Consider the following 22,771-nt stretch of genomic DNA (forward strand, 5'->3'; position numbering starts at 1 on the left):
CGCAAACACGATGGTCCACCGGGTGCCAAGGCCATGTGGATCGGCTTACAGCGCTTGCGCGATTTTGTCATCGCCCTCGATGCTCAACAGGATGTCGCGATGAGATGTGTATAACGATGAGAGCTCCGGCTTGGGAACCCCGGCCTTGGAAGCTCCAGCTTCCAGTCTGTTTGTAGATAGGAAGCTAAAGCTTCCGAGATAGCATTCCCAAGCTGGAGCTTGGGAACCAGAGGACTAGAGTAATTCACAAAATTGACCCGAATATAAAACCATGTTTATACTCACGTTTAAACATTCCAGAGAAACATCATGACCGAAGCCATACTCGACATCAAACAATGGGGTAATAACCTGGGCGTGCGCCTACCGGCGGCTATTGCCAAAGCAGCCCATTTGCACAACCATCAACGAGTACGGGTATCCGTTGAAGATGACAAGGTGATTATCACCCCGTTAGCCGACGAAGCTTTAACGTTGGAACAACGTTTGGCCCGTTTCGATCCCGAGCGGCACGGCGGCGAAGCCATGGCAACCGCGGAAGCAATCGGTGCCGAACGTTGGTAAGCCACAAGCAAACAGCGGCCTGGGTGCCGGAAAGGCAAGACATCATCTGGATCGATTGCAATCCGCAAGTCGGCCAGGAAATGCGCGACATCCATCCGTTTTTAGTGCTTTCACCAAGCATTTTCAACGAAAAAACCTCGCTGGTGATCGGCCTGCCAATGACAACTGCCGCCTATAACGCTGACAATCCATTTGCGGTCGCTGTCGGCAAAGCCGGCGGCCGCAAAGCCGAACAAACCAGCTATGTGCTCTGCCACCAACCCAAATCCTTTGACTGGCGCTTGCGCAAAGCCAAACCGCATCCGCTCAAGGTCTTGCCGGGCGATTTGTTCACTCAGGTTTGCGAGCGACTGAATCAGATTATTCAGATTGGTTCGGGCTGATTTAGCGATGAGCCTTGTCGAGCCGGCTAGGGCTCTGGTTCCCAAGCTCCGGCTTGGGAACCCCGGCCTTAGAAGCTCCAGCTTCGCGTTTGGTTGTAGATAGGAAGCTGGAGCTTCCGAGGTAGTATTCCCAAGCCGGAGCTTGGGAACTAGCACAGCTCTGAATATTAGCGAATATTCAGAAACATAGGATTAATTGCCATGTTAAAAAGAATAAAGAAAATTCAAAATATCGGTCGCTTTAAGTCGTGCCAACCAGGGAATGCCCAATTTGAAAAGATTACATTGATATTCGGTAGAAACACTTATGGCAAATCAACCTTGGGTGATTTGTTATCAAGCTTGGAAAGCGGAAACACCGATGCCGTCAAACAAAGAAAAACCATACCTGGCGACGGACAATCACAACAACCTTTTTGCAGGACGACAGTTTTCCAGGGAAACTAAAGGCAACTTCAGTTTATTCGTTCTTGGTGAACAAGGTGTTGCTAAAAGACAGGAAATTGAAAGCAAAAACAAGCAAAAAGGTGATGCAACACGAAAACGTAATGACTTACAGAAAGCAGCATTTAAAGATATTGATAACTTATCGAGTTTCATCGCATTGTCACCGACAGAATCATACGAGGAACTTAATCAAAAAATTGAATTATTGCGCAATGAATATGTAAAATTAAGCAAGCAACAAAAAAATGCCGCCATAATCCAGCAACGAAAAGAATGTGGCATCCTTGAATGGCATAACAACTTATCCGTTGCAATAATAAAACTAAATGATACATTACAATCATCACTGAAATCCCACCATCAAGAAGCTCAACAAAAACTCATTGTGCATATTAAGACAAATTTCAGTGAGAACCAGAACGCCGAGAACTGGATACGCCAAGGTTTAGATCAAAATAACTCAAAAACCTGCCAATTTTGTGGACAAATACTTAACCCGGAAGCATTGGCATTATTGGAGGTTTATCGGCAAAGCTTTGATACCGCTTACGACGAACACGACAAGCGAATACATCAAGAATTAAAAGTCATCCAAGCTATGTTTATCAAAGACCGAATCAGCTCATTGAGAATTAGCATTGAAAGCAATAAAGCAGCCGTAATGAGCTATCCTGAGCTATTGGAGGATAATCAGGATATTAAGGTTTTTGATGAAAAAATAAATTCCTTCTCCATTCAATTAGACGATTTGTTTTCTCGATGGGAAAGACTGATAACTGACTCTAATAGCGAAATAAATTCTGCTATAAACAAAAAACTAGCCTCGCCGCACAGGCCCGTTGATAATTTACAATTTGACTTGCTATTGCAATCTAACACTGAAATCAATGAAATAATTGATTCATACAACAGCATAATTGCGCATATAAATTCAATTTTTCACGTCTTTAAGGCATCAGTGCTAGATGATACTATTGAAAATCGACTTTCCGAGATAGAGCGCAATGGTAAGATAGAAAAACAAAAGCTCAAGCGTATTGAATTGTCGGAACAATGTGAAAACTATAATGATTTTGATAGCACCGTTAAGAAATTAAAAGAAGAAATACCTAAGCTTGAAGAGGATTTAGAAGCAGAACAAAGTCAATTTCTTGATAAGTTTTTTGGTCGCCTCAATAATTTTTTTAAACTTTTCGGTAGCCATGATTTTCAGCTTGAAAAAGGTTTGGATACTAAAGGGTATAAGCCAATTTACTATTTAAAAGTTAAATTTAATGGGCATGAAATTTCCGAAAAAAACCTAGAGCGTGTTTTTAGTGAGTCGGATAGAAGAGCTCTTGCTTTATCGGTATTCTGGGCTGGAATAGACGGTCTGAGCGATGAAGAAAAGAAAAATTGTATTGTGATTTTAGATGATCCAGTTACGTCATTTGACAATCATAGAATATCAATGGTGTATCAGGAGCTTGTCAAGCTATCCGACAATATTAGGCAAATCATATTGCTTAGCCATTTTGAACAAGGGGTTACCTACTTTTTAAATACTTATAGGTATAACAAACCGGTCAAGCTTCTTTCTATTGAACGTAAAGTAAATTCTTCAGATATTTACGTTGAAGAAATTGAAAACTTCATAAAGACGAACCATGAAAAGGTAGCGCATAACATTTTTTGTTTTGTTCAAGGACTTACTAACGCTCATAACGCCGGAGACTTAAGAATTTTCCTGGAAATCGAAATTAATCTTCGTTTTGCCAAACAACTTCTAGGTATTAATGAACAAACTCTTTCTGACAGAATAGACAAACTGAAAGAGATTGGAGCTATTTCCGAGACAACAACCTCTGAAGCACATCAATGGAGAAAAACCTTAAATCCTGCACACCATATTTGGATTGGTAACGACATAGAAGACCAAAGGCAAACCGCTACCCAGTTTATGAACTTTATTTATTATAAATTAACGCCACTTTGATTTACGGGTTTACTCGTTCCCAAGCTCAAGCTTTGGAACCCACGCCTCGGAAGCTCCAGCTTCCGTTCCATCTAACTGACCATCGCCCATGACCCGCAGCCGCTACCGAGTCCTGCAAAACCCCAGTCCGCACTTCCTGACCGCGACGATTAACCAGTGGCTGCCGCTGTTTACCCGTCCAGCGACGGTGAATATCGTGCTGGATTCCTGGCGGTTTTTGCAACGTGATAGCGGGTTTCAGTTGTACGGTTACGTGATCCTGGAAAATCACCTGCATTTGATCGCCGCTTCGCCGGATTTAAGCCGGGACATGCAGCGGTTTAAGGCTTATACCGCCAAGCAAATCATCGGTCATTTGCAGCAAAGCGGTGAGGCGCGGGTACTGGAATTGTTGGCGTTGTTGAAGCGGCCGCATAAGATCGAGAGCGAGTACCAGGTTTGGGAGGAAGGTAGCCATCCGCAGCTGATCGAATCCGAGGCAGCGATGCGGCAGAAGCTGGATTATATTCACCTTAACCCGGTCAAACGCGGTTATGTGGATTTGCCTGAGCATTGGCGCTATTCCAGTGCACGGAATTATGCGGGAAGGGAGGGCTTGATCGAGGTGGTTAGAGACTGGTGAGGATTTGGGAAGCTGGAGCTTCCGAGGGCTGGGTTCCCAAGCTGGAGCTTGGGAACCAGAGGCCTAAGGATCGGATTACATTCAGCAGTTTAAAGCAACAAAACTACAGTATTCGAGCCATGAGTAGCACTCTCTGGAGACCAGCCAGTGTCTGTAGTCGAGAGCTTCTGCGCGATGGCGCAACAGCTGAGGTAAAACCAAGCACTTGTTTTCCATTTGGTTTATTCCTAAGCTAGCCGGCTATTTATCTGCATAGAAGACAGCCAATGCGCGGCATACACACGGAATCGAAAAAAGAATTTTACGACGTCGTCGTCATTGGCGCGGGGATTGGCGGCCTCAGTACCGGCGCATTACTCGCGAAATCGGGCAAGTCGGTGTTGCTGGTGGAAAGGCACGACAGGCCGGGCGGTTATGCCCATGGCTTTAAGCGGCGCCATTTCCATTTCGATGCCGGCGTGCATCTGGTCAGCGGTTGCAACCGGGACGGCTATAGCAACGGCAGCACCATCAATAAAATCTGCCGCGCGGTGGGCATTGATCCGGAGCCGCTTTTCATTCCTGTTCCAGCTTATGCGCGCGCGGTGTTTCCGGATTTTGAAATTCCTTTGCGGACCGGGGAGGCCGCTTTTGTAGAAGGCTTGACCGAACATTTTCCGCAGGAAAAAGATCGTTTGCTGGCTCTAATCCGGCTATGCAAAGTCCTTGCGGAAGAAGCCATGCTGGCCGAGGAAGTGTTGGCCCAAAGTAAGGTAACGCGGGCTTCGCCGATGCAAACGCTGGGCAATTTGTTCCGCTATCGCCGCACCACCTTGGCCGAAGCGCTGGACGAGTTTTTGGTGGATGCCCGCCTGAAAAGCGCTTGCGCGATGCTCTGGCCTTACTTGGGTTTGCCGCCGTCGCAGCTGTCTTTTCTGTATTGGGCTTCGATGATGGCCGGTTACACCTACGAAGGCGGCTATTATTGTCGCGGCAGCTTCCAGGTTTACGCCAATCAACTAGCCGCCGCCATTGAAAATCAAGGCGGCGAAGTTTTGCTGAATGCCAGCGTGCGGCGGATTTGCGTCGAAGCCGGTAAAGCTTGCGGCATTGTTTTGGAAAACGGCCAGGTAATCCGGGCCGAAACGGTGGTTTCCAATATCGACATCCAGCAAACCGCCGACTTGCTGATCGGCCCGGAGCACTTGCCAAACGGCTATTGCGAAGGCTTGGCAAAGCTTTCGCCGTCCTTGTCGATCTTCGCCTGCTATATCGCCACCGACCTGCCGATCTCTGAGCAAGATCATGCCCATGAGGGCTTTTTCTTTGAAACGTTCGACCACGAAGCCAGCTATGCCTGCAGCCAGACCGGCCAGAGCAATTGGTTTTCCGCAACCCTGCCCTCCTTCGCGGACTCCTCCTTGGCGCCGCCCGGACAAAGCATCATGATGCTGACCACCTTGTGTCCATTTGACGTGGGCGAATCCTGGCGCATTGCCAAAAGCGGCTTTCAGCAGCGCTTGCTGGAAAAAGCTGAACGGCATTTTCCCGGCCTGAACGACCATTTGTTGGTTGTGGAGTCCGGCTCGCCGCGCACCCTGGAGCGCTACACCCTGAACCGCCACGGCGCCGCCTATGGTTTTGCGCCCACCCCGGATCAGATTGGCCCGAACCGGCCAAGTGTAGTTGGCGCCCTGCCCGGCTTGTTCCACACCGGCCATTGGACCCAGCCAGGCGGTGGGGTAGCCGGTGTCAGCGTCTCCGCCTTACTCGCCGCGCAGGCGGTACTGGGTATAGCTAAGCAAGCAGATTTTTGGAAAACCTTAGGGATTGACGACTAAGGGCTTAAGGCATTTATTCTGCACGGGAAATAAGCGCCTGCATCTTCGCCAGTTTAGGCGATACCACCGGCACCGTCAGCATCGTACTGAGGACGGCCATTAGCAACAGCGCGGTAAAGGTTTCACTGCTAATGATTTGTTTATCCAGCAACACATTGGCAAAAATAATCATGATCAAGGCTTTGGTTTGCAATAGCCAGCCAATCAAAGACGCCTCGCCGCGCTGCCATTTCAAGATTTTTCCAGCCAGATGAATACCCAGCAATTTGCCGAACACTGACACCAATAGCAATAAGCCGGCAACCACCAACACTGCCGCCCCACCCATCGCCCAATTGGTTTTCAAGCCGGCACTAATAAAATACACCGGCATCACGGTCAGCAATAAATGGTGACGCAACAAGTCCATCTGGGCTTGGTTAAACCAATGACCATCCAGGATGGCGCCGGCCAAAAACGCCCCCACCATGAAATGCAGCCCGGCCCAGTCGGCGGCAAAACCCGTCGCCGCCAGAGCGATGATGCCGACATACCAGCGGTCACGCTCCGGTAGCCAGGCCATCAGTTTGCGAATCCCGTAGGCACTGATCGCAAAACCTAACAAAAACGCACCCTGCCGGCCTACCCGGTCCCAATCCAACAGAATCAAAGCCAGCACCGCCCAAATCGCTATATCGTCCATGCTGGCGTAACGCAAGATACGCTGGCCGATGGGCTGGCGCAGCACTGCCAGTTTTTCCATCAGCAAAATCAAGATCGGCAACGCCGTTACCGCGCAAGACATGCCCATCCCCAGTACGAATTGCCAAGGCATGGCCTTGGCGCCCATCCACCCCGGAAACATCAGCATCCCCAACGCCGCAACACAACCCAAACCCAAGGGCACACCCAAGGCCAAGCCCGCCGTGATACTGGTTTCCAGACGGTGTTGCCAGGCTTGGCGCAAATCCAACTCAATGCCGGCCACCCAGACAAACAGCATCACCGACCACCAGGCGATGCCGTTCAGTGCCTGTATGACCTGGGTATTGAAAACAAAAGCATAGTAATCGGGAAATGCGCTGCCCAAGATACCCGGCCCCAATAAAATCCCGGTGATGATTTGCACCACCACCAAGGGCGCGAAATAATCGGTCCGACCGATTCGCCAAATGAGGTACGGCAAGCTGTAGATAATGGTCAGGGCGATCAGAAATATTTCAGTCGTGTTCATAGTGCCAATCGTTTGGAGTCAGTCGCGTAAGGCGGGTATTATGGCAAATTTACCGCCGATGAACCGATGCAAGCCATTGCTTAGTACAGTGGCTTCAACAAAATTAAATCCACCCCACCCTTAGTCCCGATTTTCTTACACAGGCAAAACAGCATGTCACAATCTGAACGTTTCGATGCCGCCGTCATCGGCGGCGGTCCCTCCGGTACCAGCGCGGCGATCATCTTGGCCAAAGCGGGCAAACACGTGGTGCTGTTCGAGCGCTCACGCTTTCCACGCTTTCAAATCGGCGAATCCTTGTTACCGGCTTGCTGGGAGCTTTGGCGGCGGCTGGGCGTGACGGAAAAAATCGAAGCCGAAGGTTTTACCGTCAAGCAAGGCGCAAACTTCGGCATGTTCAATCAAAAACCCGATGTATTGCTGCTGACAGCGGAATATCCGGGGTATTTCGAACGACCCTATACCTATCACGTGGAGCGCGCCCGTTTCGATGAAATTTTGCTGGAGCATGCCGCCGAATGCGGCGTTGATGTGCGGCGGGAGTGGGCGGTGGCCGACGTATTATTCGACGGCAAACAAGCGATTGGCGTGAGCGCCGGCCCGAATGATGCTGACCCCGCGCCCATTCATGCTTCAGTGGTCATCGACGCTTCAGGGCGTGAGTCCCTGATCGCCCGCAAGTTAAACTGGCGACGCCCCTTACCGGAATTGAATAAAATCGCCCATTTTGCCCATTTCAAAGGCGGCTTTCGCCGCGACCCGCACGGTTTTATCAATTTTGGTGACGTGATAGACGGCTCGGTCACCACCGACATCCATACCATCGATGGCGGTTGGGTTTGGTATATTCCTTTGCGAGACAATATCATCAGCGTCGGCGCGGTGTTGGATACCCGCTTTGCGAAAAACTTGGGCGATTCGCCGCAACAGCGCTTTGAGGCCGCCATCCAAAGTTGCGAGTGCGTGCGAGAGTGGCTGGCCGACGCAGAGCAAGCCATGGACATCAAATCCATTTCATCCATTGGCTATATGAACGAACGTTTTCACGGCGACGGCTTTATGCTGGTGGGCGATGCGTCGATGTTTGTCGATCCGGTATTTTCCGCCGGGGTAACGCTGGCGATGCGCAGTGGGGTTTACGCGGCCGACGCGGCGCTGGAAGGTTTTGCCAACGGCGACGATTTCAGTGCCGCGCGTTTCAGTCATTACGAAGCCCGCATCCGCGAACCGATGGGGCGGATCTTTCAAATGATCTACAACTGGTACCGAATCCTGGAACAAAAAGACGCCAACAATATCATCTTACGTTCCCGGCAAAGCCCCATGCTGCGCGAACGCTTTATTGTCTTACTCTCCGGTGGTTATGACATGGTCAGCATGAAACAAATTCTGGAGGCCGGTCAGGAACCGAGTTCTACGTATTTGATTTCTTGAACTTGATTGGCGTTTAAGTCAGCCAATGATTAGACGCCCAAATATCCAAAGCTTACTAAGCTCGGGGCGGTTAGCCGCGTGACGTTAAGGCGATCTTAATATTGCCGGCTAAAATGACTTCGCCAACGGTTTTAAAATGTTGGCAACCTAATAACGACACTACCGAGGCACACATGAACAACATCAACACATTTTTACTATCGGGCGCGTTGCTGGCTTTTTTTGGCTTGGCGCAACCCTGCTTCGCCGGCATCGAAACCCCGCGCATCGACCAGCGCCAGGAAAATCAGGAAAGACGCATTGAGCAGGGCGAGGCTTCCGGCGCCTTGACCGACCGCGAAGCCAACCGTTTGGAACACCAACAAATGCGCATAGAACACCAAGAAGCCGCAGCGAAAGCTGATGGCGTGGTCACTGCCGGCGAACGAGCCCGATTGACCCATCAACAAAACAAAGCCAGCCGCAATATCGCTCGTAAAAAGCATAATTTAAGACGGGATTAACCTAGCGCAATTCAGCCCGGTTTGGCGTTCCCGCGAATGCGGGAGCGCAGTAAAATCAAAAACCAGGAACCCCGCATCTCGCTGCGCTTTAAAATGGGCCTACAGTAAAAACCACACCTAGTAGCCGGATTCGTTGCCTGTTTAAGCTTCGCCTTTCATCAAATTCAGCAGTTCATCAGCCGACACTTTGCCGCTAATATCCGCGCCATCCAGCAAGCTGTCGGCCAAATCGCGTTTGTGGCTGTGCAGTGCGACGATTTTTTCTTCTATGGTATTTTTTGCAATCATCCTATAGATCGTCACCGGCCGCTGTTGGCCCATGCGATGTGCGCGGTCCGAGGCTTGGTCTTCCACCGCCGGATTCCACCAAGGGTCCATATGAATCACATAGTCGGCGGCGGTCAGATTTAAACCCACGCCGCCGGCCTTCAAGCTGATCAGGAACAATTCGCCGTCGCCGCGCTGAAAGGCGTCTACCCGTTGCTGGCGCTCTTTGGCCGGCGTACTGCCGTCCAGATATTGATAACGAATGCCGCGCTGTTCAATGTAGTTTTTAATCAATTGCAAATGGTCAACAAACTGGCTGAACACCAGAGCCTTGTGCTTGTTATCCAGCAATTCGTCGACGATGTCACCGAACGCCGCCAGCTTGCTACTGGGCAAAGCCACCGCGGCGTTGGCCAGCAAGGTATTGCAGCAACTACGGCGCAATTTGCTGATGGCCGCCAGAATCTGTAATTGTTTTTGCCCGGCCGGCGTATCGGCACTGCTCAAGGCCGCCAGACTATCCCGGCGCAAGGCTTCGTAGAAGGCCATTTCCTCGCTGCTCAGCTCGACATAGATTGGGATTTCCGTGCGCGGCGGCAACTCCTGCAATACCTGGGTTTTGGTGCGGCGCAGAATAAAAGGCTGGATCAGTTTCTTCAATTGAAAACGGGCCTCGGCACTGCGGTCGCGTTCGATAGGGCCGGCGAAGCGTTGATTGAATTGTTCCAACGATCCCAATAAACCGGGATTGATGAACCTGAACAAATTCCACAATTCGCCCAGATGGTTTTCCAAGGGCGTGCCGGTCATGATCAGTTTAAACTCGGCTTGCAGATTCATCGCCCCCTGCGAGCGGCGGGTGGCGATGTTTTTAATCCACTGCGCCTCGTCGAGAATCACAGTCTGGAACTGGATTTTCGCCAACATTTCGGCGACTTGTTCCTGTTGCAACAAGCCGTAACTGCAAATCAGTAAATCATACGGCCCCAGATTATCCAGCAAGCGTTGCCGATCACCGCTACCGAGAATTTGCGGATGCAGTGTCGGCGCAAAGCGGCTGGCTTCGTTTTCCCAATTCATGCACACCGAAGTCGGTGCGACGATCAGGCTGGGGCCGTTCGGGGCGCGGTCAACCAGCAAGGCCAAACCTTGCACGGTCTTGCCCAAGCCCATATCATCCGCCAGACACGCGCCGACGCCCCAGCGAGCCAGACGCGCCAACCAGCGATAGCCGTCCATTTGATAGTCGCGCAATTCGGCTTGAAAAGTAGACGGTACTTTAGGCTGATAATCTCGCGAATCCTTCAGCCGTTGCATGTGCGCTTGCCAATGTTTATCGGCTTTGAAGCCGGCCTCGTCCTGCCAGTCTTCCAGCGTCAGGGCGGCCAAGGGATTGATCCGCACTTTCTTGCCGTGCAGATCCGCGTAAGCGCGTAAATCGTCGAGCCGGCGGCGAAATTCTTCAGTCAAGGCAATGAACTGACCATCCTGCAACTTTAAAAACCGGCCTTCGCGATTATTCAATAAACCCAGCAATTGCTGAATTTCGATGACGGTATCTTCGTTGACTTGCAACTCGCCTTGCAAGGCAAACCAATCGTTGTCGCGCTTGATTTGCATGCTAAAGCCGCTACCGTTGGTTTGCCCCAACAACCGAAATCTGACGCCTTCCGGCCATTCCAATATCGCTTGCTCGGCTGCCAACGCCTGTAATTGCAACAGCAGCTCCAGACATTGTTCCGGCTGATCCAGCAAATAATCACCGGCGCCATCGCATTCCGCCTGTTCCAACACATCGCAAGCCTGCAAAACGGCTTGCGCGCGCTGTTTTTCCAAAGCCAGATCGCGTTTGGTCTGGCAATGGCGGCCGTCGATTTCGGCCAACACGCTTTCGCCGCCATGCCCAGGTTGATAATAGGCGCCGCCGCTGGCGAACGGCCGGATCAGCATCGCCACGCGCAGACCTTCGCCCCAGGGTAATAAATGCACGCGCGGGGTGGCGTCGGCCTGGACTTGCTCGGCGCTACTGGAACTGCCGCCTATATCCGAATGTACGGTCAACAAGCCGGAAATACTGGTCAGAGTTTGCAAGACTCGGTCTTGCGCCGATACCGGCACCTCCAGGCCCTTGGCGCCCAATACCGCAAGGATTTTATGATGGTCGGCGGTGAACTCCAGCACGCGCAAGCGCGTGGGTGTTTCCTTGGCGACATAGAATTTTTGTTCGTGTCCGGGCACGGGTTCCAGGCTGATTTTGATCTTGTCGCTACCAGCCAGTTTTTTCACCCGCAGTTCGGCTTCGCCCTTGACCACATCCACCCGCACTTCTGGCGCATCGGCCCAAAACAACAGCGGGTGTCCCAGCAAGGCCTGCGGCATGCTATTGTCGAACTCAAAATAAGTGCCGCTGCCGTACCAACCGCTATCGCGGTATTCCTTGATATGCGCGCAAAGCTTAATGTCCTGTTCGGTTAAATAGTCAAACTTGTTGGTTTCGTGCGCCAACCGTTTCAAGGCAATCGCCCTGCCCTTACTCCAGCCACCTTTGGCTTGTTGTTTTTGTTCGCGCGGCTCGATGTCCAGATGATGGCTAATGTCATCGTAATTCAACAACCAGACCAAGCGCGTTGGCTTGTCGATAATCGCGGCGGTATCGGCTTTTTTTTCGGCCTTGGGCAAATTTAATAAGGCATCCAGTGCCAAGTCCCAATCCGGGCGGCTGGCAAATAAATCCGCCAACGCCGGCCTGGAATCGAAAAAGCTGCCATCCCATTGCAGGGAACGCGGCGGCTCTATATGGGTAAAGATCTTGGCTAATTCGGCGGCCGGCCAACGATAGCCGTTGTCCAGCAGATGCCGGTACAGTTTTTGACTCAGTGGCGTGACATGATTGAATTGATCGGCTTTAACCCAAAATTTGATCAGGGTTAAAAACACATGCAGCAGTAATGGCGGGGTAAGCAAGGTATCCGGGTAGCCGCTTTCCCGATAGCCGCTACTGATTTTATAGGTCAAATCGGTGTTTAACAGTTGCTCCCGCAATGACAAATCGCCTTGTAAAAAACGCTGAAACAAGGCCAACTGATGATAAATGCCCAACCAATAATTGTCGGCTTTGATCGCCTGATTGATCAGTGTGCTGAGTTTGGCGCGTTGTTTGGCGTCATTATTTTTCAGGATAGCCAGCGGGTAAAACACCCCTGCCAAGCCGTAAAAATAGGCAGTGCGTTGTCCGGACAACTTACGCAGCTGTGCCAAAGCGCCCTCGAAACGGCTGACCGCTGCCGCGTAATCGCCGCGCAGAAAAATCAATGTCGCCGCGAGCGCTTGCAGCTCAGGATCATTTTGATCTGCGACCCGTTGCTCGACTGCGTCCCAGTCGCCCCGCAGCAAGCGCAACTCCAAAGCGACGCGGTTCAACAATTCCTGCTGCACACCCTGGCTAACGAACAATAACTGCTCTAAAAAGCCATCCAATTTTTCGTCGGCATACAGATACAGCAGTTGATGTAAGCCCGAAAACCCGGCCAGCCCCAGCAATAATTGCGGATGATGCGTAGTAAACCACGCGACATCCAGCGGGTTTAAAAACCAGGAAAGATACAGTTCGTTAACCGGCGGCAGTTTACCGAGGTAGTGGGCACCGGATTCCAGGCACTCGTCTACTTTGGCGTAATCGCCGCGATAAAATTGGATCCGCGCTTCGCGAATGCAGTCGTCCACGGTGCTGTAACGATAGTAGCCATGGCCGGGCGGATTGTTCATTTGTACGGCGCCGGCAAACAAATCAAACTCTTTGTCTTCGACCGCTTGGCGGGTCAACACTTCCGCTAGGGTTCGGCAGCACCGGGTGCCGCCGGATTTGAGGTTTTCTTCCAGCAAACCGGCTTTGATCAGCGGCTTTAGCCGGGCTTTGACAGCTTCCGACTTAAGTGTTTTCTCACCCTCCCTGATACCCAAACTGCCCAGGCATTTCGCCAAATTGATCAGCGAACTATAGCCGTAATAAACCGCCAGCAACTTCATAATAACCTGTTGCTCTGGGGTTAATGTTCGAAAAGTTTTAAGGCGTTCGACTAAACGAGAAGATTGCATGATTCCGGCAAAACGGCAAAAGAGGGGATGTTACCAGCTTGGCAGGGCAAGCTAAAGAACCTCAAGTCAACACAAACAAAAAAGCCCGCCGAAGCGGGCTTTATTTTAGCGGTGGGTAACTTACAGCTTTGCCAATACCTTAGCCACTGTCTCACCCATCGCCGCAGGAGTTGGGGCAATAATTACGCCCAACTCTTTGAGCATTTCCACTTTCTCCGCCGCCGACTCGCCTACTGAGGAAATAATCGCTCCGGCGTGGCCCATACGGCGGCCTTTCGGAGCGGTTAAACCGGCGATGTAGGCCACAACGGGCTTGGTCATATGTTCTTTGGCAAACATACCGGCTTCCACTTCTTGCGGTCCGCCGATCTCGCCGATCATCACCACCACTTTCGTTTCCGGGTCTTGCTCGAATTTTTCCAGAATATCGCGGTGCGAGCTGCCGTTAATCGGGTCGCCACCGATACCGACTGAAGTCGACACGCCGATGCCCAGCGCTTTCATTTGATCGGCCGCTTCGTAACCCAGGGTACCGGAACGACCGACGATGCCGACGTTACCAGGTATATAAATATGCCCCGGCATGATGCCCAGCATGGCTTTGCCCGGACTGATGGTGCCGGCACAGTTAGGGCCGGTCAGCACCATGCGTTTTTCCTTGGGAAATTTGCTCAGAAAGATTTTGACTTTCATCATGTCCTGAGTCGGGATGCCGTCGGTAATCGATACGCAGTATTTGATGCCGGCTTCGGCGGCTTCCATGATCGAATCGGCGGCATAAGCCGGCGGCACGAACACGATACTGGCTTCGGCGCCGGCTTGCTCCACGGCGTCCTTCACGGTGTTGAACACCGGGCGGTCCAGATGTTTTTGCCCACCCTTACCCGGCGTGACGCCCCCGACCACGTTAGAGCCGTATTCGATCATCTCCTGGGCATGAAAAGTACCAATCTTACCGGTAAAGCCTTGAACGATGATGCGAGTGTTTTGATCGATAAAAATTGCCATGTCTGTTCCTTAAGCTTGCGCGGCTACAACTTTGTTACGGGCTTCGACCGCTTTCTCGGCGGCTTCCGCCAAGGTATTTGCCGTGATGATCGGCAAACCGCTTTCTTCGATGATTCTGCGGCCTTCCTCGACGTTGGTACCGGACAGACGGACCACCAGCGGCACCTGCATGTCGATTTTTTTCACCGCATGCACCACGCCTTCGGCAATCCAGTCGCAACGGTTGATACCGGCAAAAATGTTGACCAGCATGGCTTTGACGTTTTTATCCTGCAACACCATACGAAAGGCTTTTTCGGTGCGTTCGGCCGAGGCGCCACCGCCGACGTCCAGGAAATTCGCCGGCTCGCCGCCCGCCAGTTTGATCATGTCCATCGTCGCCATCGCCAAGCCGGCACCGTTGATCATGCAGCCGATGTCGCCGTCCAGACCCACATAGCTCAAGCCACGGTCGGCAGCGGCCATTTCCCGAGGGTCTTCTTGCGTTTTGTCGCGCAATTCGGAGATTTTTTGCCGACGGAACAAGGCGTTGTCGTCAAAGCCCATTTTGGCGTCGAGTGCGATCAATTCGTCGTGGCCGGTAATGACCAAAGGATTGATTTCGACCATGTTGGCGTCCAGTTCACGCATGGCACGGTAGCAGCCTTGAATCAACTTCACGGCTTGCGGAATCAGATCGGCGTTCAAGCCCAGCGCAAAGGCCATTTCCCGCGCCTGGAAATCCTGCAAACCAACGGCTGGCTCGATGTAGATTTTTTTGATCGCATCCGGATTGTTTTCCGCCAATTCCTCGATCTCCATGCCGCCTTGCGCGGAGCCAACCATGACGATCCGTTCCTGGGCGCGATCAATCAGCAGGCTGAAATATAGTTCCTTGGCAATATCGGTGCCGGCTTCGACATAGAGACGCAAGCATTGTTTGCCGGCCGGACCGGTTTGATGGGTCACCAGCTTTTTACCCAACAAGGATTCGGCGGCATCGCTGACTTCGTCGTGGGTTTTGCAGACTTTGATGCCGCCGGCCTTACCACGGGCGCCGGAATGAATCTGGGCTTTGACCACCCAGATGTGGCCGCCGATTTCGCGGGCGCGTTGCACGGCATCTTCCGGGCTATAGGCCAAACCGCCATCAGCTATTTTCACACCGTAATCGGCCAATAGCTGTTTTGCTTGGTACTCATGAATGTCCATGGTATCTCTCTTGATTTGATAGGAATCTCGTAAGCTGGGTGGATACACCCAGCAACGCTTTTAAGCTGGGTATCCACCCAACCTAGGTTTGATTATTTGGTTTTGGCGGCAATCGCGTCGGCGGCACGGACGATGTTATTAGCCATCCGTTCGGAAGCTGCATCGATCAAACGACCGTCCAGCGCCGCAGCGCCTTTGCCTTGTGCGGCCGCTTCTTGCAAGGCCGCCAGGATGCGCTTGGCTTTTTCCACTTCCGCAGCGGGCGGCGTGAATACTTCGTTGGCCAACGCGATTTGTGAAGGGTGAATGGCCCACTTGCCTTCGCAACCCAAAGCAGCAGCGCGGCGGGCACCGGCTTTGTAGCCTTCCGGGTCTTTGATGTCGCCGAATGGGCCGTCGATAGAACGCAAGCCATAGGCGCGGCAGGCTACCGTCATTCGGCTGATCGCTGCGTGCCATTGGTCGCCAGGGTAATCGGGATTCAAACCGCCGATATTGACGGTACGGGCCCGATTGCTGGCCGCGTAATCGGCGACGCCAAAATGCAGGGCTTCCACCCGACCGCTAAGCGCACCTTGTTTGGCAATATCTTCGACGTTGGCCATGCCCAGTGCCGTTTCGATCAGGCACTCGATGCCGATTTTGTTTTTCAGGCCTTCCTGCATTTCCAGCTGCGACAGCATCGCGTCGACCATATAGACATCGCCGTAGACGCCGACTTTAGGAATCAGCAAAGTGTCGATTTTTGCGCCGGCTTGCTCGACCAAGTCAACCACGTCGCGCACCATATATTGCGTATCCAGACCGTTGATACGTACGGACAGCGTGATGCCGTTACCTTTCCAATCCAAATCGTTGATGGCCTGGATGACGTTTTTCCGCGCTTGCAGTTTATCGTCCGGCGCAACGGCGTCTTCCAGATCGAGAAACACAAAGTCCACACCGCTTTTTAAGGCTTTTTCAAACATTTCCGGACTGGAACCCGGTACCGCCAATTCGCAACGTTGCACGCGCTGGGCATTAGCTTCGTAAAGAGTGTGACTCATGTATGTTTCCTACGGTTGGTTGGCCGGCTAAAAAACCGCGCCATGTATGGGTTGAAGAACGTGACATTTTACTTTCAGGGCCTGCAATGTCAATTGCGCTTGTCAGCTTCGGTGCAGGTTTGCGCCAGTAAACGACTTGCCGAATCACGGCTTCTGTGGCAACATCCCGCGATTTTCTAAGCTTCCAAAATTCCAAGGAGACACCAGATGGCAGGTCGCAATCACCTATTTGTTCCAGGGCCAACCAATACCCCACATGAAATTCTGAGCGCGATGCATGTGCCGATGGAAGATCACCGTTCGCCTATCTTCCCTAAATTGCTGGCGCCGATTTTGGAAGACCTGAAAAAAGTGTTCCGCACCGAAACCGGCCAATGCTTCGTATTCCCCGCCACCGGCACCGCCGGCTGGGAAGTGGCGATGACCAACTGCCTGAACCAAGGCGATAAGGTATTGATTTACCGCTTTGGTCAGTTCGGTCATTTGTGGGCGGAAGCTTCAAAAAAACTGGGCTTTGACGTGGAAATTCATCAGGTTGAATGGGGCAAAGGCATTCCTTTGGATCATTTGCAGGCGCGTCTTAACGAAGATAAAAATCACGAAATCAAAGCGATTCTGGCGACACATAACGAAACTTCTACCGGTGTCACCAGCGACATCCCGGGTGTGCGCAAAGCGTTGGATACGGCAAGCCATCCTGCGTTGCTGTTCGTCGACGGCGTCAGCTCGATAGGCAGCCTGGATTTCCGTCAAGACGAATGGGGCGTGGACGCCAGCATCGCCGGCTCGCAAAAAGGCTTCATGCTACCGGCTGGCCTGGCGATTCTGGGCTTCAGCCAAAAAGCCCTGGCCGCGATTGATAACAGCAACTTCCCGCGCTCTTTCTTCTCATTGAAAGACATGGCAGCCTCCAATAAAGACGGCTACACCCCTTACACGCCATCCACACCAATGTTGTACGGCCTGCGTAAAGCGCTGGAATTGTTGCTGGAAGAAGGTATGGAAAACGTCTACGCCCGTCATCACCGCTTGGGTGAAGGCGTGCGCCGTGCGGTCGCGGCCTGGGGCTTGCAAACTTGCGCGCAAGCAGGTTGGGACTCCGACACCGTCACTGCCATCGTGGTACCGGCCGATAAGGATGCCCGCCACGTCATCAGCACCGCTTACAACAAATACAACATTTCATTGGGCGCAGGCCTTAGCGAAGTAGCGGGTAAAGTGTTCCGCATCGGCCACGTTGGCGATATGAACGATGTTTCCTTGTTGGGTGCGATTGCCGGCGTGGAAATGGCTATGCTGGACCATGGCTTTGACATCAAAGCCGGCAGCGGCGTAGCTGCAGCCATCGAGTATTACCGCTCAACGGCTAAATAACATTCCTTAGATTTGGCGGGTGGCCTGCTTAACCAGCCACCCGTCATTCGATCAGCTAGCTATCCTCTCCGCCCTAGCCCCCATCACTGCCCAAAACAGGCGGATATACCGCTTCCCTGTACTTTAGAACACGAGACAAGCAGCTGTGTTTTGTGCTTTAAGCACCAAAACTAACCATCTTTTGCACCATTCCACACCAAAAACACCTGATTTTTCACATCGAAAACAATTAAAACATCAGTAATTACTTAAAATAAAAGACTTTTTAAATAAAGGCATTACTATTGCTGATATTTTCTTGAGTTATCTTCTGACTCCAACGCCAAAGGAGAAAATCATGAGACACCGCCTATTGTTGTTAGCAGCACTGATCGCTCCTGCTCATGCGGAAATTCATGAACATGAGCCCACTGAAATTCACCATCAAGGATTGCTAAAAAACGCCACTCAAAATAGCTTGGCGCCAAATTCCGACTTTTTAGCACCCGGTCTATGCTGGCTACCCGGCAGCTTAACCGGCAACCATAGCGTCGACCAGATCAACACTTGCGTTATGGAAGCCATTTACACCTCAGGATTAAATCGCGGCAATACCATAGAAGCGCGCGAAATTGGCGCAATGAACTGGTCCGTGATGAACTATCCCGCCATCAGTAGCGGAGCCTGGTCATTTATCCCCGACATTGGTTACCAATTTCTAGTGGAAAAACGCGCAGATGCCCAAATCAATCAGCCATCCGTGACGGTGCTTAGTGAAAAATCCTTGTCATCTATGCCCCTCGCCACGCTAACTTGGTTCGTATTGGGCTGCATGCTGGGTTCTCTAGCATTGCTGCGCAGGAACCAAGAAAAGCTAGCTATCGTCGCCGATTAAATTTTTAGCGGGCGTTTGCACTGTTAATTTCAATTCTTTATAGTCCCATCTGCCGGTGCTTTGTTCAGCACCGGCATTGTCTGGGGCTAGTCCGCTATCTCCCGATCATCAGACGACAAAGCGTTGGGAGATGCGAATATGGCAAAAACTCTATATCAACTGTTAAACATACCCGAGTCCGCCGACGACCAACAAATCCATCGCGCATTCAAGGATATTGAACGCCATTTGCTAAAACGCGAAGACGACGCCGGCATCGATACACTGAACCGAACCCGAGAAGCATTTGTAATCCTGTCCGACGCCAATCGGCGCATCGCCTATGATCGTAAATTGGCAGCCAGCCGCTTGCCGCAGGATCTATCGCCACCTGCCGCTATCAACCGCCATCCTGCATCAACATGGTTGCAACGAGTTGCGATTGCCGCCCTGCTGCTATTTCCAATTGGCTCTTGGCTTTATCACGATCATCAGCAAACAAAACAACAAGCCGAACTAGAGCGCATCCAAAATGACAAGGCTATTGCTGCCGCCGAATTGCTAAAAAACCAGCGGGAGCAAGCGTTACGCGAAAATGAACAGATTAGCGCTCAATACCAAGACGAACAGCAAGCCAAACGCACGGAAATGGAATTAAGGCTCAGGCAACAGCAGCTGGATGACGCCAGAATACTGACCGAGCAACAGCTGCAAAACCAAGCTCGCGGCCTGGATTTAATGGAAAAACGTCTGAACACGGACGCGCGCGCGCAAGAACAAAACATCGCCGAACGCCAAGCCGAACTGCAATACCAAAAACCGGCGATGGCGATGGCCTTGCAAGAGCAAAAAGACCAACATTTGGCCCTGCAGCGGCAAAGATCCCTAAAGCAACACGATGAAAACATCGCCAGCATCAATAGTTTGCGGGCGGCGCGCTTGAAAGCCTACGACCGTGATCACCGCAATGGCGGCATAAGCACCTCCAACCCGGCCGTCGATCCTTGATCACCCCACAACCGATTCTAACCTGAAAGTACCTGACGTTTTACGATAGGAAATCCCATGAACAAACCCAAAGTCCTGCTTAGCCGCCGGTGGCCGGCAAGTGTTGAAGCCAAAATGCAAAGCCTTTATGACGTCACGCTGAATATCGACGACCATCCCTTGAGTGCTGACGAATTTAAGGCGGCATTGCAAAATTACGATGCGGTGTGCCCCAGCGTTTGCGATTCCCTGCCGGCCGAGGTGCTGAATGTCGCGAACAAGCGCTGCAAAATCCTGGGTAATTTTGGCGTGGGTTATAACCATATCGATATTGCCGCCGCCAAACAACAGGGGCTGATCGTCACCAATACCCCGGGCGTGTTGACGCAAAGCACGGCTGATATTGCGATGACTTTGTTACTGATGTCCGCACGGCGCGGCGCGGAGGGAGACAGGTTAGTACGTGCCGGCGCATGGGCCGGCTGGTGCCCAACGCATATGATGAGCAGCGATGTCACCGGCGCCACGCTCGGACTAGTCGGCTTCGGCCGCATCGCTCAAGCCATGGCGCGCAAAGCCCATCACGGCTTTGGCATGAAAATCTTGTATCTTAAGCCCAGTCCGGCAGACCCCGCCGTCGTTGACGAACTAAACGCGGAGCGTTGCGATACGCTGGAAGCACTATTACCGCGATGCGATTACGTGTCGCTACATTGTCCGGGCGGCAACGAGACTCGGCATTTAATCAATGAAAAAACCTTGAATTTAATGAAGCCTACCGCGCATTTGATCAATACCGCGCGCGGCGATGTGGTGGACAGCAAGGCTTTGATCAAAGCCTTGCAAGAAAAACGCATCGCCGGCGCCGGTCTGGATGTTTACGAAGGCGAACCCAACATAGATCAGCGCTTTTTGACGCTGGACAACGCCACACTGCTCCCCCACTTGGGCAGCGCCACGATTGCAACGCGCACCGCGATGGGGGAAAAGGTGCTGGAAAATCTTAAGGCTTATTTCTCCGGCAAAGACATACCGGATCGTATAGCTTAGAATCAAAGTATTTATTCTCGAAAGTAAAGTATCCTCCTGGAAAGCGCCCGTGGGGCTGTTGTGAACGGCTCAAAGCGGTGCTCACAGGTAGGTTTTCCTCGTGAGTATATGAAACCATCAAATCACACTCAATTTTAGGCTGGTGCCGTCATTATCAAAATGCCATTGCCGACCTGTTGGTAGTTGAGGCAAAATCAGGTTGGCTTGGTTAAAATCATCCGTGCGAATGTCGTTAGCGGTGATTATGGTGAAACTGTTGCCTATATTAGGCATAAAGCCATTTTTCAGGCTGATGGCGATTTTGGCGCTACCAACAATATAAGCCTCGCCGTTAACGTGCAGCTTGCTGTTATTGTTCAAGCCACCAATTACAAAGTTCAGTGTACCGTCACCGAATACTGAATAACCCATTTCAGGGGTTAGCGTCAATTCACCGAAAGGTGATGTGGAATTGCCGGGCGATATACTAAAACTGGCGTTCCATAATTGTTCAGGAAACTTCAATATCGTACCTGTTCCGGTCAGAATTCCTCCCTGGAAGTCAAGTAAACGTGATCCGAAAGTACCATTTACCTTAGTTTCGCCTTCAAATTGCTTGTAACTGCCAGATTTGGTAGATATGAAATTGCATGTGCTACCCTGAGCAATCTCAAAATATCCACGATTTTCTATCTCAGGCGCCTCAGAACCCTGCGATTGGCATAGATTTACTCCATTATTGCGGTCTATTATGAATTTGCCGGTAACCTTGTTATCAATTTTGCCCCAGAATATATATGTCCAAGGCATATAGTCCTTTGCTGGGCGAAGTTGTCCACCAATTGTTCGTGGATCTAAGGCGATATTTTCACCAACAGCGTTAGTTACAGCAATGGTACCGGAGTTTTCGATCAGCGCTTGGGCTCCCTGTTTGTAACAATCAAAATATCCGCCGATAGCAATATATCCCTTGGCATAGTTGACCAATTTTTGCCCAGGACAAGTTATTTTTGACGGCAAATAAATACTTCCATAGTTTTCTAATAATAAAGGTAAGTAATCATCAGTTTCACCAATTACTAGTCCACGATTTATTATATTATCAAAGCCTGGGCTTGATAAACCAGTTATGGTTTGATTGGCTTCAATAGTATACGGTGATGCAAGAGCTTGGCTGCCGGACAATATTAAATTCGCAATTATTAGCATTGATTTTATATTGTCATTTAAATGTTTTGATTTTTTCATTAAATTTTCCTTATTTATTGATTAAGCTCAGCTCTTGATGGGGGATGCATAGTTATGACTAAATGTGCATCCACTTACAGTGGCAATTTAAAGGCTTGTGAAACTTAGGTATTGTTGGATTTCGCAACGAAACTTTTTTCTTTGCTACAAACTTGATAAATGAATAAGACGCAGATACAACTGGTCAGCAGAAGTTTGCCACTAAGTTAACGCAATATTCAGGCCTATTCCGTTATAAGTTCTTGGCTGTGCAAACTAGCTTCCTTCAAACATACTTAGAGAGCGTTGCCATCCAAATGCAAGACAACATCATCAACTTTAGGTGTGGGTAATGCCCCAAAGTGCGGCAAATGCCTTAGAGATAGAAAGGGTTACTAGCGGTGTAAATACTCAATTCCAGGTCAACAAAATTCCATCGCTTTTTACTCACTGATGATCGGTATCGGAGTGGCGTAAAAACCGTGTGTTATTGAATGGCTGATCGTGTTTTAAAATGCCGTGAAATCGCATGCAGTAGTTTACGCATAATAGCGCAGGCAACTTGTAACGGCTTCCTGCCATTGTCGACCAAGTGCTGGAAATAAGCTTGACCTAGGAGCCTGTCGGACTTTAGCGCAGTAGATCTAACCGCGACATCGGTTTGGTAAAATAAGGAGGGTCAAAAGATCAGATATACGGAGCCTGTGATGAGTCGATTCATTCCCGTCAACCG

The 22,771-nt window shown here is 51.0% G+C and carries 17 protein-coding genes; 11 read left to right on the forward strand and 6 right to left on the reverse strand.

Annotated elements, in window-relative coordinates; genetic code table 11:
- Nucleotides 1–309 precede the first annotated feature (309 nt).
- From QLH52_RS23595 to QLH52_RS23615, 5 genes are all read left to right on the forward strand, one after another.
- The gene (locus QLH52_RS23595; protein ID WP_064041794.1) at nt 310–564 is read left to right on the forward strand and encodes an AbrB/MazE/SpoVT family DNA-binding domain-containing protein; all 255 of its coding nucleotides are present in this window, start codon (nt 310–312) and stop codon (nt 562–564) included.
- Nucleotides 558–947, forward strand: a complete 390-nt coding sequence (locus tag QLH52_RS23600; protein WP_171695676.1) for a type II toxin-antitoxin system PemK/MazF family toxin — start codon at nt 558–560, stop codon at nt 945–947. The genes QLH52_RS23595 and QLH52_RS23600 overlap by 7 nt, the downstream gene beginning before the upstream one ends.
- A 307-nt stretch (nt 948–1,254) precedes the next feature.
- Nucleotides 1,255–3,369, forward strand: coding sequence for an AAA family ATPase (locus tag QLH52_RS23605; RefSeq protein WP_319963176.1), 2,115 nt, complete (start codon nt 1,255–1,257; stop codon nt 3,367–3,369).
- Nucleotides 3,370–3,457: 88 nt separating this feature from the next.
- Nucleotides 3,458–3,991 (forward strand): REP-associated tyrosine transposase, encoded by a 534-nt coding sequence (locus tag QLH52_RS23610; RefSeq protein ID WP_319963177.1) that lies wholly within the window; start codon nt 3,458–3,460, stop codon nt 3,989–3,991.
- Nucleotides 3,992–4,257: 266 nt separating this feature from the next.
- Nucleotides 4,258–5,811, forward strand: coding sequence for a phytoene desaturase family protein (locus QLH52_RS23615; RefSeq protein ID WP_319963178.1), 1,554 nt, complete (start codon nt 4,258–4,260; stop codon nt 5,809–5,811).
- Between the two features lie 13 nt (nt 5,812–5,824).
- Here QLH52_RS23615 and QLH52_RS23620 read toward each other — a convergent pair whose 3' ends face one another.
- Nucleotides 5,825–7,024, reverse strand: a complete 1,200-nt coding sequence (locus QLH52_RS23620; protein WP_319963179.1) for a cation:proton antiporter — start codon at nt 7,022–7,024, stop codon at nt 5,825–5,827.
- Between the two features lie 153 nt (nt 7,025–7,177).
- On the opposite strand from QLH52_RS23620, the gene QLH52_RS23625 reads away from it, so the two are divergent.
- A complete protein-coding gene (locus QLH52_RS23625) occupies nt 7,178–8,458 on the forward strand; it encodes an NAD(P)/FAD-dependent oxidoreductase (protein WP_319963180.1) in 1,281 nt (426 codons plus the stop codon).
- 173 nt (nt 8,459–8,631) lie between these two features.
- Entirely contained in the window at nt 8,632–8,961 is a 330-nt protein-coding gene (locus QLH52_RS23630) for a hypothetical protein (RefSeq protein WP_033156530.1), read from the forward strand.
- A gap of 141 nt (nt 8,962–9,102) precedes the next feature.
- Here QLH52_RS23630 and QLH52_RS23635 read toward each other — a convergent pair whose 3' ends face one another.
- The 4 genes from QLH52_RS23635 to QLH52_RS23650 all read right to left on the reverse strand — a co-directional run bounded on the left by QLH52_RS23635 (nt 9,103) and on the right by QLH52_RS23650 (nt 16,568).
- Nucleotides 9,103–13,323, reverse strand: a complete 4,221-nt coding sequence (locus QLH52_RS23635; protein ID WP_319963181.1) for a DEAD/DEAH box helicase — start codon at nt 13,321–13,323, stop codon at nt 9,103–9,105.
- 120 nt (nt 13,324–13,443) lie between these two features.
- Nucleotides 13,444–14,331 carry a succinate--CoA ligase subunit alpha gene (gene sucD, locus QLH52_RS23640; RefSeq protein WP_205450404.1) on the reverse strand — a complete coding sequence of 296 codons (888 nt, stop codon included), beginning with the start codon at nt 14,329–14,331 and terminating at the stop codon, nt 13,444–13,446.
- A 9-nt stretch (nt 14,332–14,340) separates the two neighbouring features.
- The gene (locus QLH52_RS23645; protein WP_319963182.1) at nt 14,341–15,522 is read right to left on the reverse strand and encodes a malate--CoA ligase subunit beta; all 1,182 of its coding nucleotides are present in this window, start codon (nt 15,520–15,522) and stop codon (nt 14,341–14,343) included.
- 92 nt (nt 15,523–15,614) lie between these two features.
- Nucleotides 15,615–16,568, reverse strand: coding sequence for an HpcH/HpaI aldolase/citrate lyase family protein (locus tag QLH52_RS23650; RefSeq protein WP_319963183.1), 954 nt, complete (start codon nt 16,566–16,568; stop codon nt 15,615–15,617).
- 207 nt (nt 16,569–16,775) lie between these two features.
- Here QLH52_RS23650 and QLH52_RS23655 point away from each other — a divergent pair, with 207 nt between their 5' ends.
- The 4 genes from QLH52_RS23655 (at nt 16,776) to QLH52_RS23670 (ending at nt 20,832) form a co-directional block, all read left to right on the forward strand.
- A complete protein-coding gene (locus tag QLH52_RS23655) occupies nt 16,776–17,942 on the forward strand; it encodes an aminotransferase class V-fold PLP-dependent enzyme (protein ID WP_033156535.1) in 1,167 nt (388 codons plus the stop codon).
- 337 nt (nt 17,943–18,279) lie between these two features.
- Nucleotides 18,280–18,816, forward strand: coding sequence for a hypothetical protein (locus QLH52_RS23660; RefSeq protein ID WP_319963184.1), 537 nt, complete (start codon nt 18,280–18,282; stop codon nt 18,814–18,816).
- 138 nt (nt 18,817–18,954) lie between these two features.
- Nucleotides 18,955–19,803 (forward strand): hypothetical protein, encoded by an 849-nt coding sequence (locus tag QLH52_RS23665; RefSeq protein ID WP_319963185.1) that lies wholly within the window; start codon nt 18,955–18,957, stop codon nt 19,801–19,803.
- A 57-nt stretch (nt 19,804–19,860) separates the two neighbouring features.
- Entirely contained in the window at nt 19,861–20,832 is a 972-nt protein-coding gene (locus QLH52_RS23670) for a 2-hydroxyacid dehydrogenase (protein WP_319963186.1), read from the forward strand.
- A gap of 117 nt (nt 20,833–20,949) precedes the next feature.
- On the opposite strand, the gene QLH52_RS23675 is transcribed toward QLH52_RS23670, so the two are convergent.
- The gene (locus tag QLH52_RS23675) at nt 20,950–22,059 is read right to left on the reverse strand and encodes a hypothetical protein (protein ID WP_101051967.1); all 1,110 of its coding nucleotides are present in this window, start codon (nt 22,057–22,059) and stop codon (nt 20,950–20,952) included.
- Nucleotides 22,060–22,771 lie beyond the last annotated feature (712 nt).

The organism is Methylomonas defluvii (assembly GCF_033949435.1).
In the GTDB taxonomy this organism is placed as follows: domain Bacteria; phylum Pseudomonadota; class Gammaproteobacteria; order Methylococcales; family Methylomonadaceae; genus Methylomonas; species Methylomonas defluvii.

Coding starts and splice junctions, on each gene's coding strand:
- QLH52_RS23675 (WP_101051967.1), bottom strand. CDS start 22,059: ATGAAAAAATCAAAACATTTAAATGACAATATAAAATCAATGCTAATA.
- QLH52_RS23610 (WP_319963177.1), top strand. CDS start 3,458: ATGACCCGCAGCCGCTACCGAGTCCTGCAAAACCCCAGTCCGCACTTC.
- QLH52_RS23650 (WP_319963183.1), bottom strand. CDS start 16,568: ATGAGTCACACTCTTTACGAAGCTAATGCCCAGCGCGTGCAACGTTGC.
- QLH52_RS23620 (WP_319963179.1), bottom strand. CDS start 7,024: ATGAACACGACTGAAATATTTCTGATCGCCCTGACCATTATCTACAGC.
- sucD (WP_205450404.1), bottom strand. CDS start 14,331: ATGGCAATTTTTATCGATCAAAACACTCGCATCATCGTTCAAGGCTTT.
- QLH52_RS23655 (WP_033156535.1), top strand. CDS start 16,776: ATGGCAGGTCGCAATCACCTATTTGTTCCAGGGCCAACCAATACCCCA.
- QLH52_RS23615 (WP_319963178.1), top strand. CDS start 4,258: ATGCGCGGCATACACACGGAATCGAAAAAAGAATTTTACGACGTCGTC.
- QLH52_RS23645 (WP_319963182.1), bottom strand. CDS start 15,522: ATGGACATTCATGAGTACCAAGCAAAACAGCTATTGGCCGATTACGGT.
- QLH52_RS23595 (WP_064041794.1), top strand. CDS start 310: ATGACCGAAGCCATACTCGACATCAAACAATGGGGTAATAACCTGGGC.
- QLH52_RS23605 (WP_319963176.1), top strand. CDS start 1,255: ATGGCAAATCAACCTTGGGTGATTTGTTATCAAGCTTGGAAAGCGGAA.
- QLH52_RS23635 (WP_319963181.1), bottom strand. CDS start 13,323: ATGCAATCTTCTCGTTTAGTCGAACGCCTTAAAACTTTTCGAACATTA.
- QLH52_RS23670 (WP_319963186.1), top strand. CDS start 19,861: ATGAACAAACCCAAAGTCCTGCTTAGCCGCCGGTGGCCGGCAAGTGTT.
- QLH52_RS23625 (WP_319963180.1), top strand. CDS start 7,178: ATGTCACAATCTGAACGTTTCGATGCCGCCGTCATCGGCGGCGGTCCC.
- QLH52_RS23665 (WP_319963185.1), top strand. CDS start 18,955: ATGGCAAAAACTCTATATCAACTGTTAAACATACCCGAGTCCGCCGAC.
- QLH52_RS23660 (WP_319963184.1), top strand. CDS start 18,280: ATGAGACACCGCCTATTGTTGTTAGCAGCACTGATCGCTCCTGCTCAT.
- QLH52_RS23630 (WP_033156530.1), top strand. CDS start 8,632: ATGAACAACATCAACACATTTTTACTATCGGGCGCGTTGCTGGCTTTT.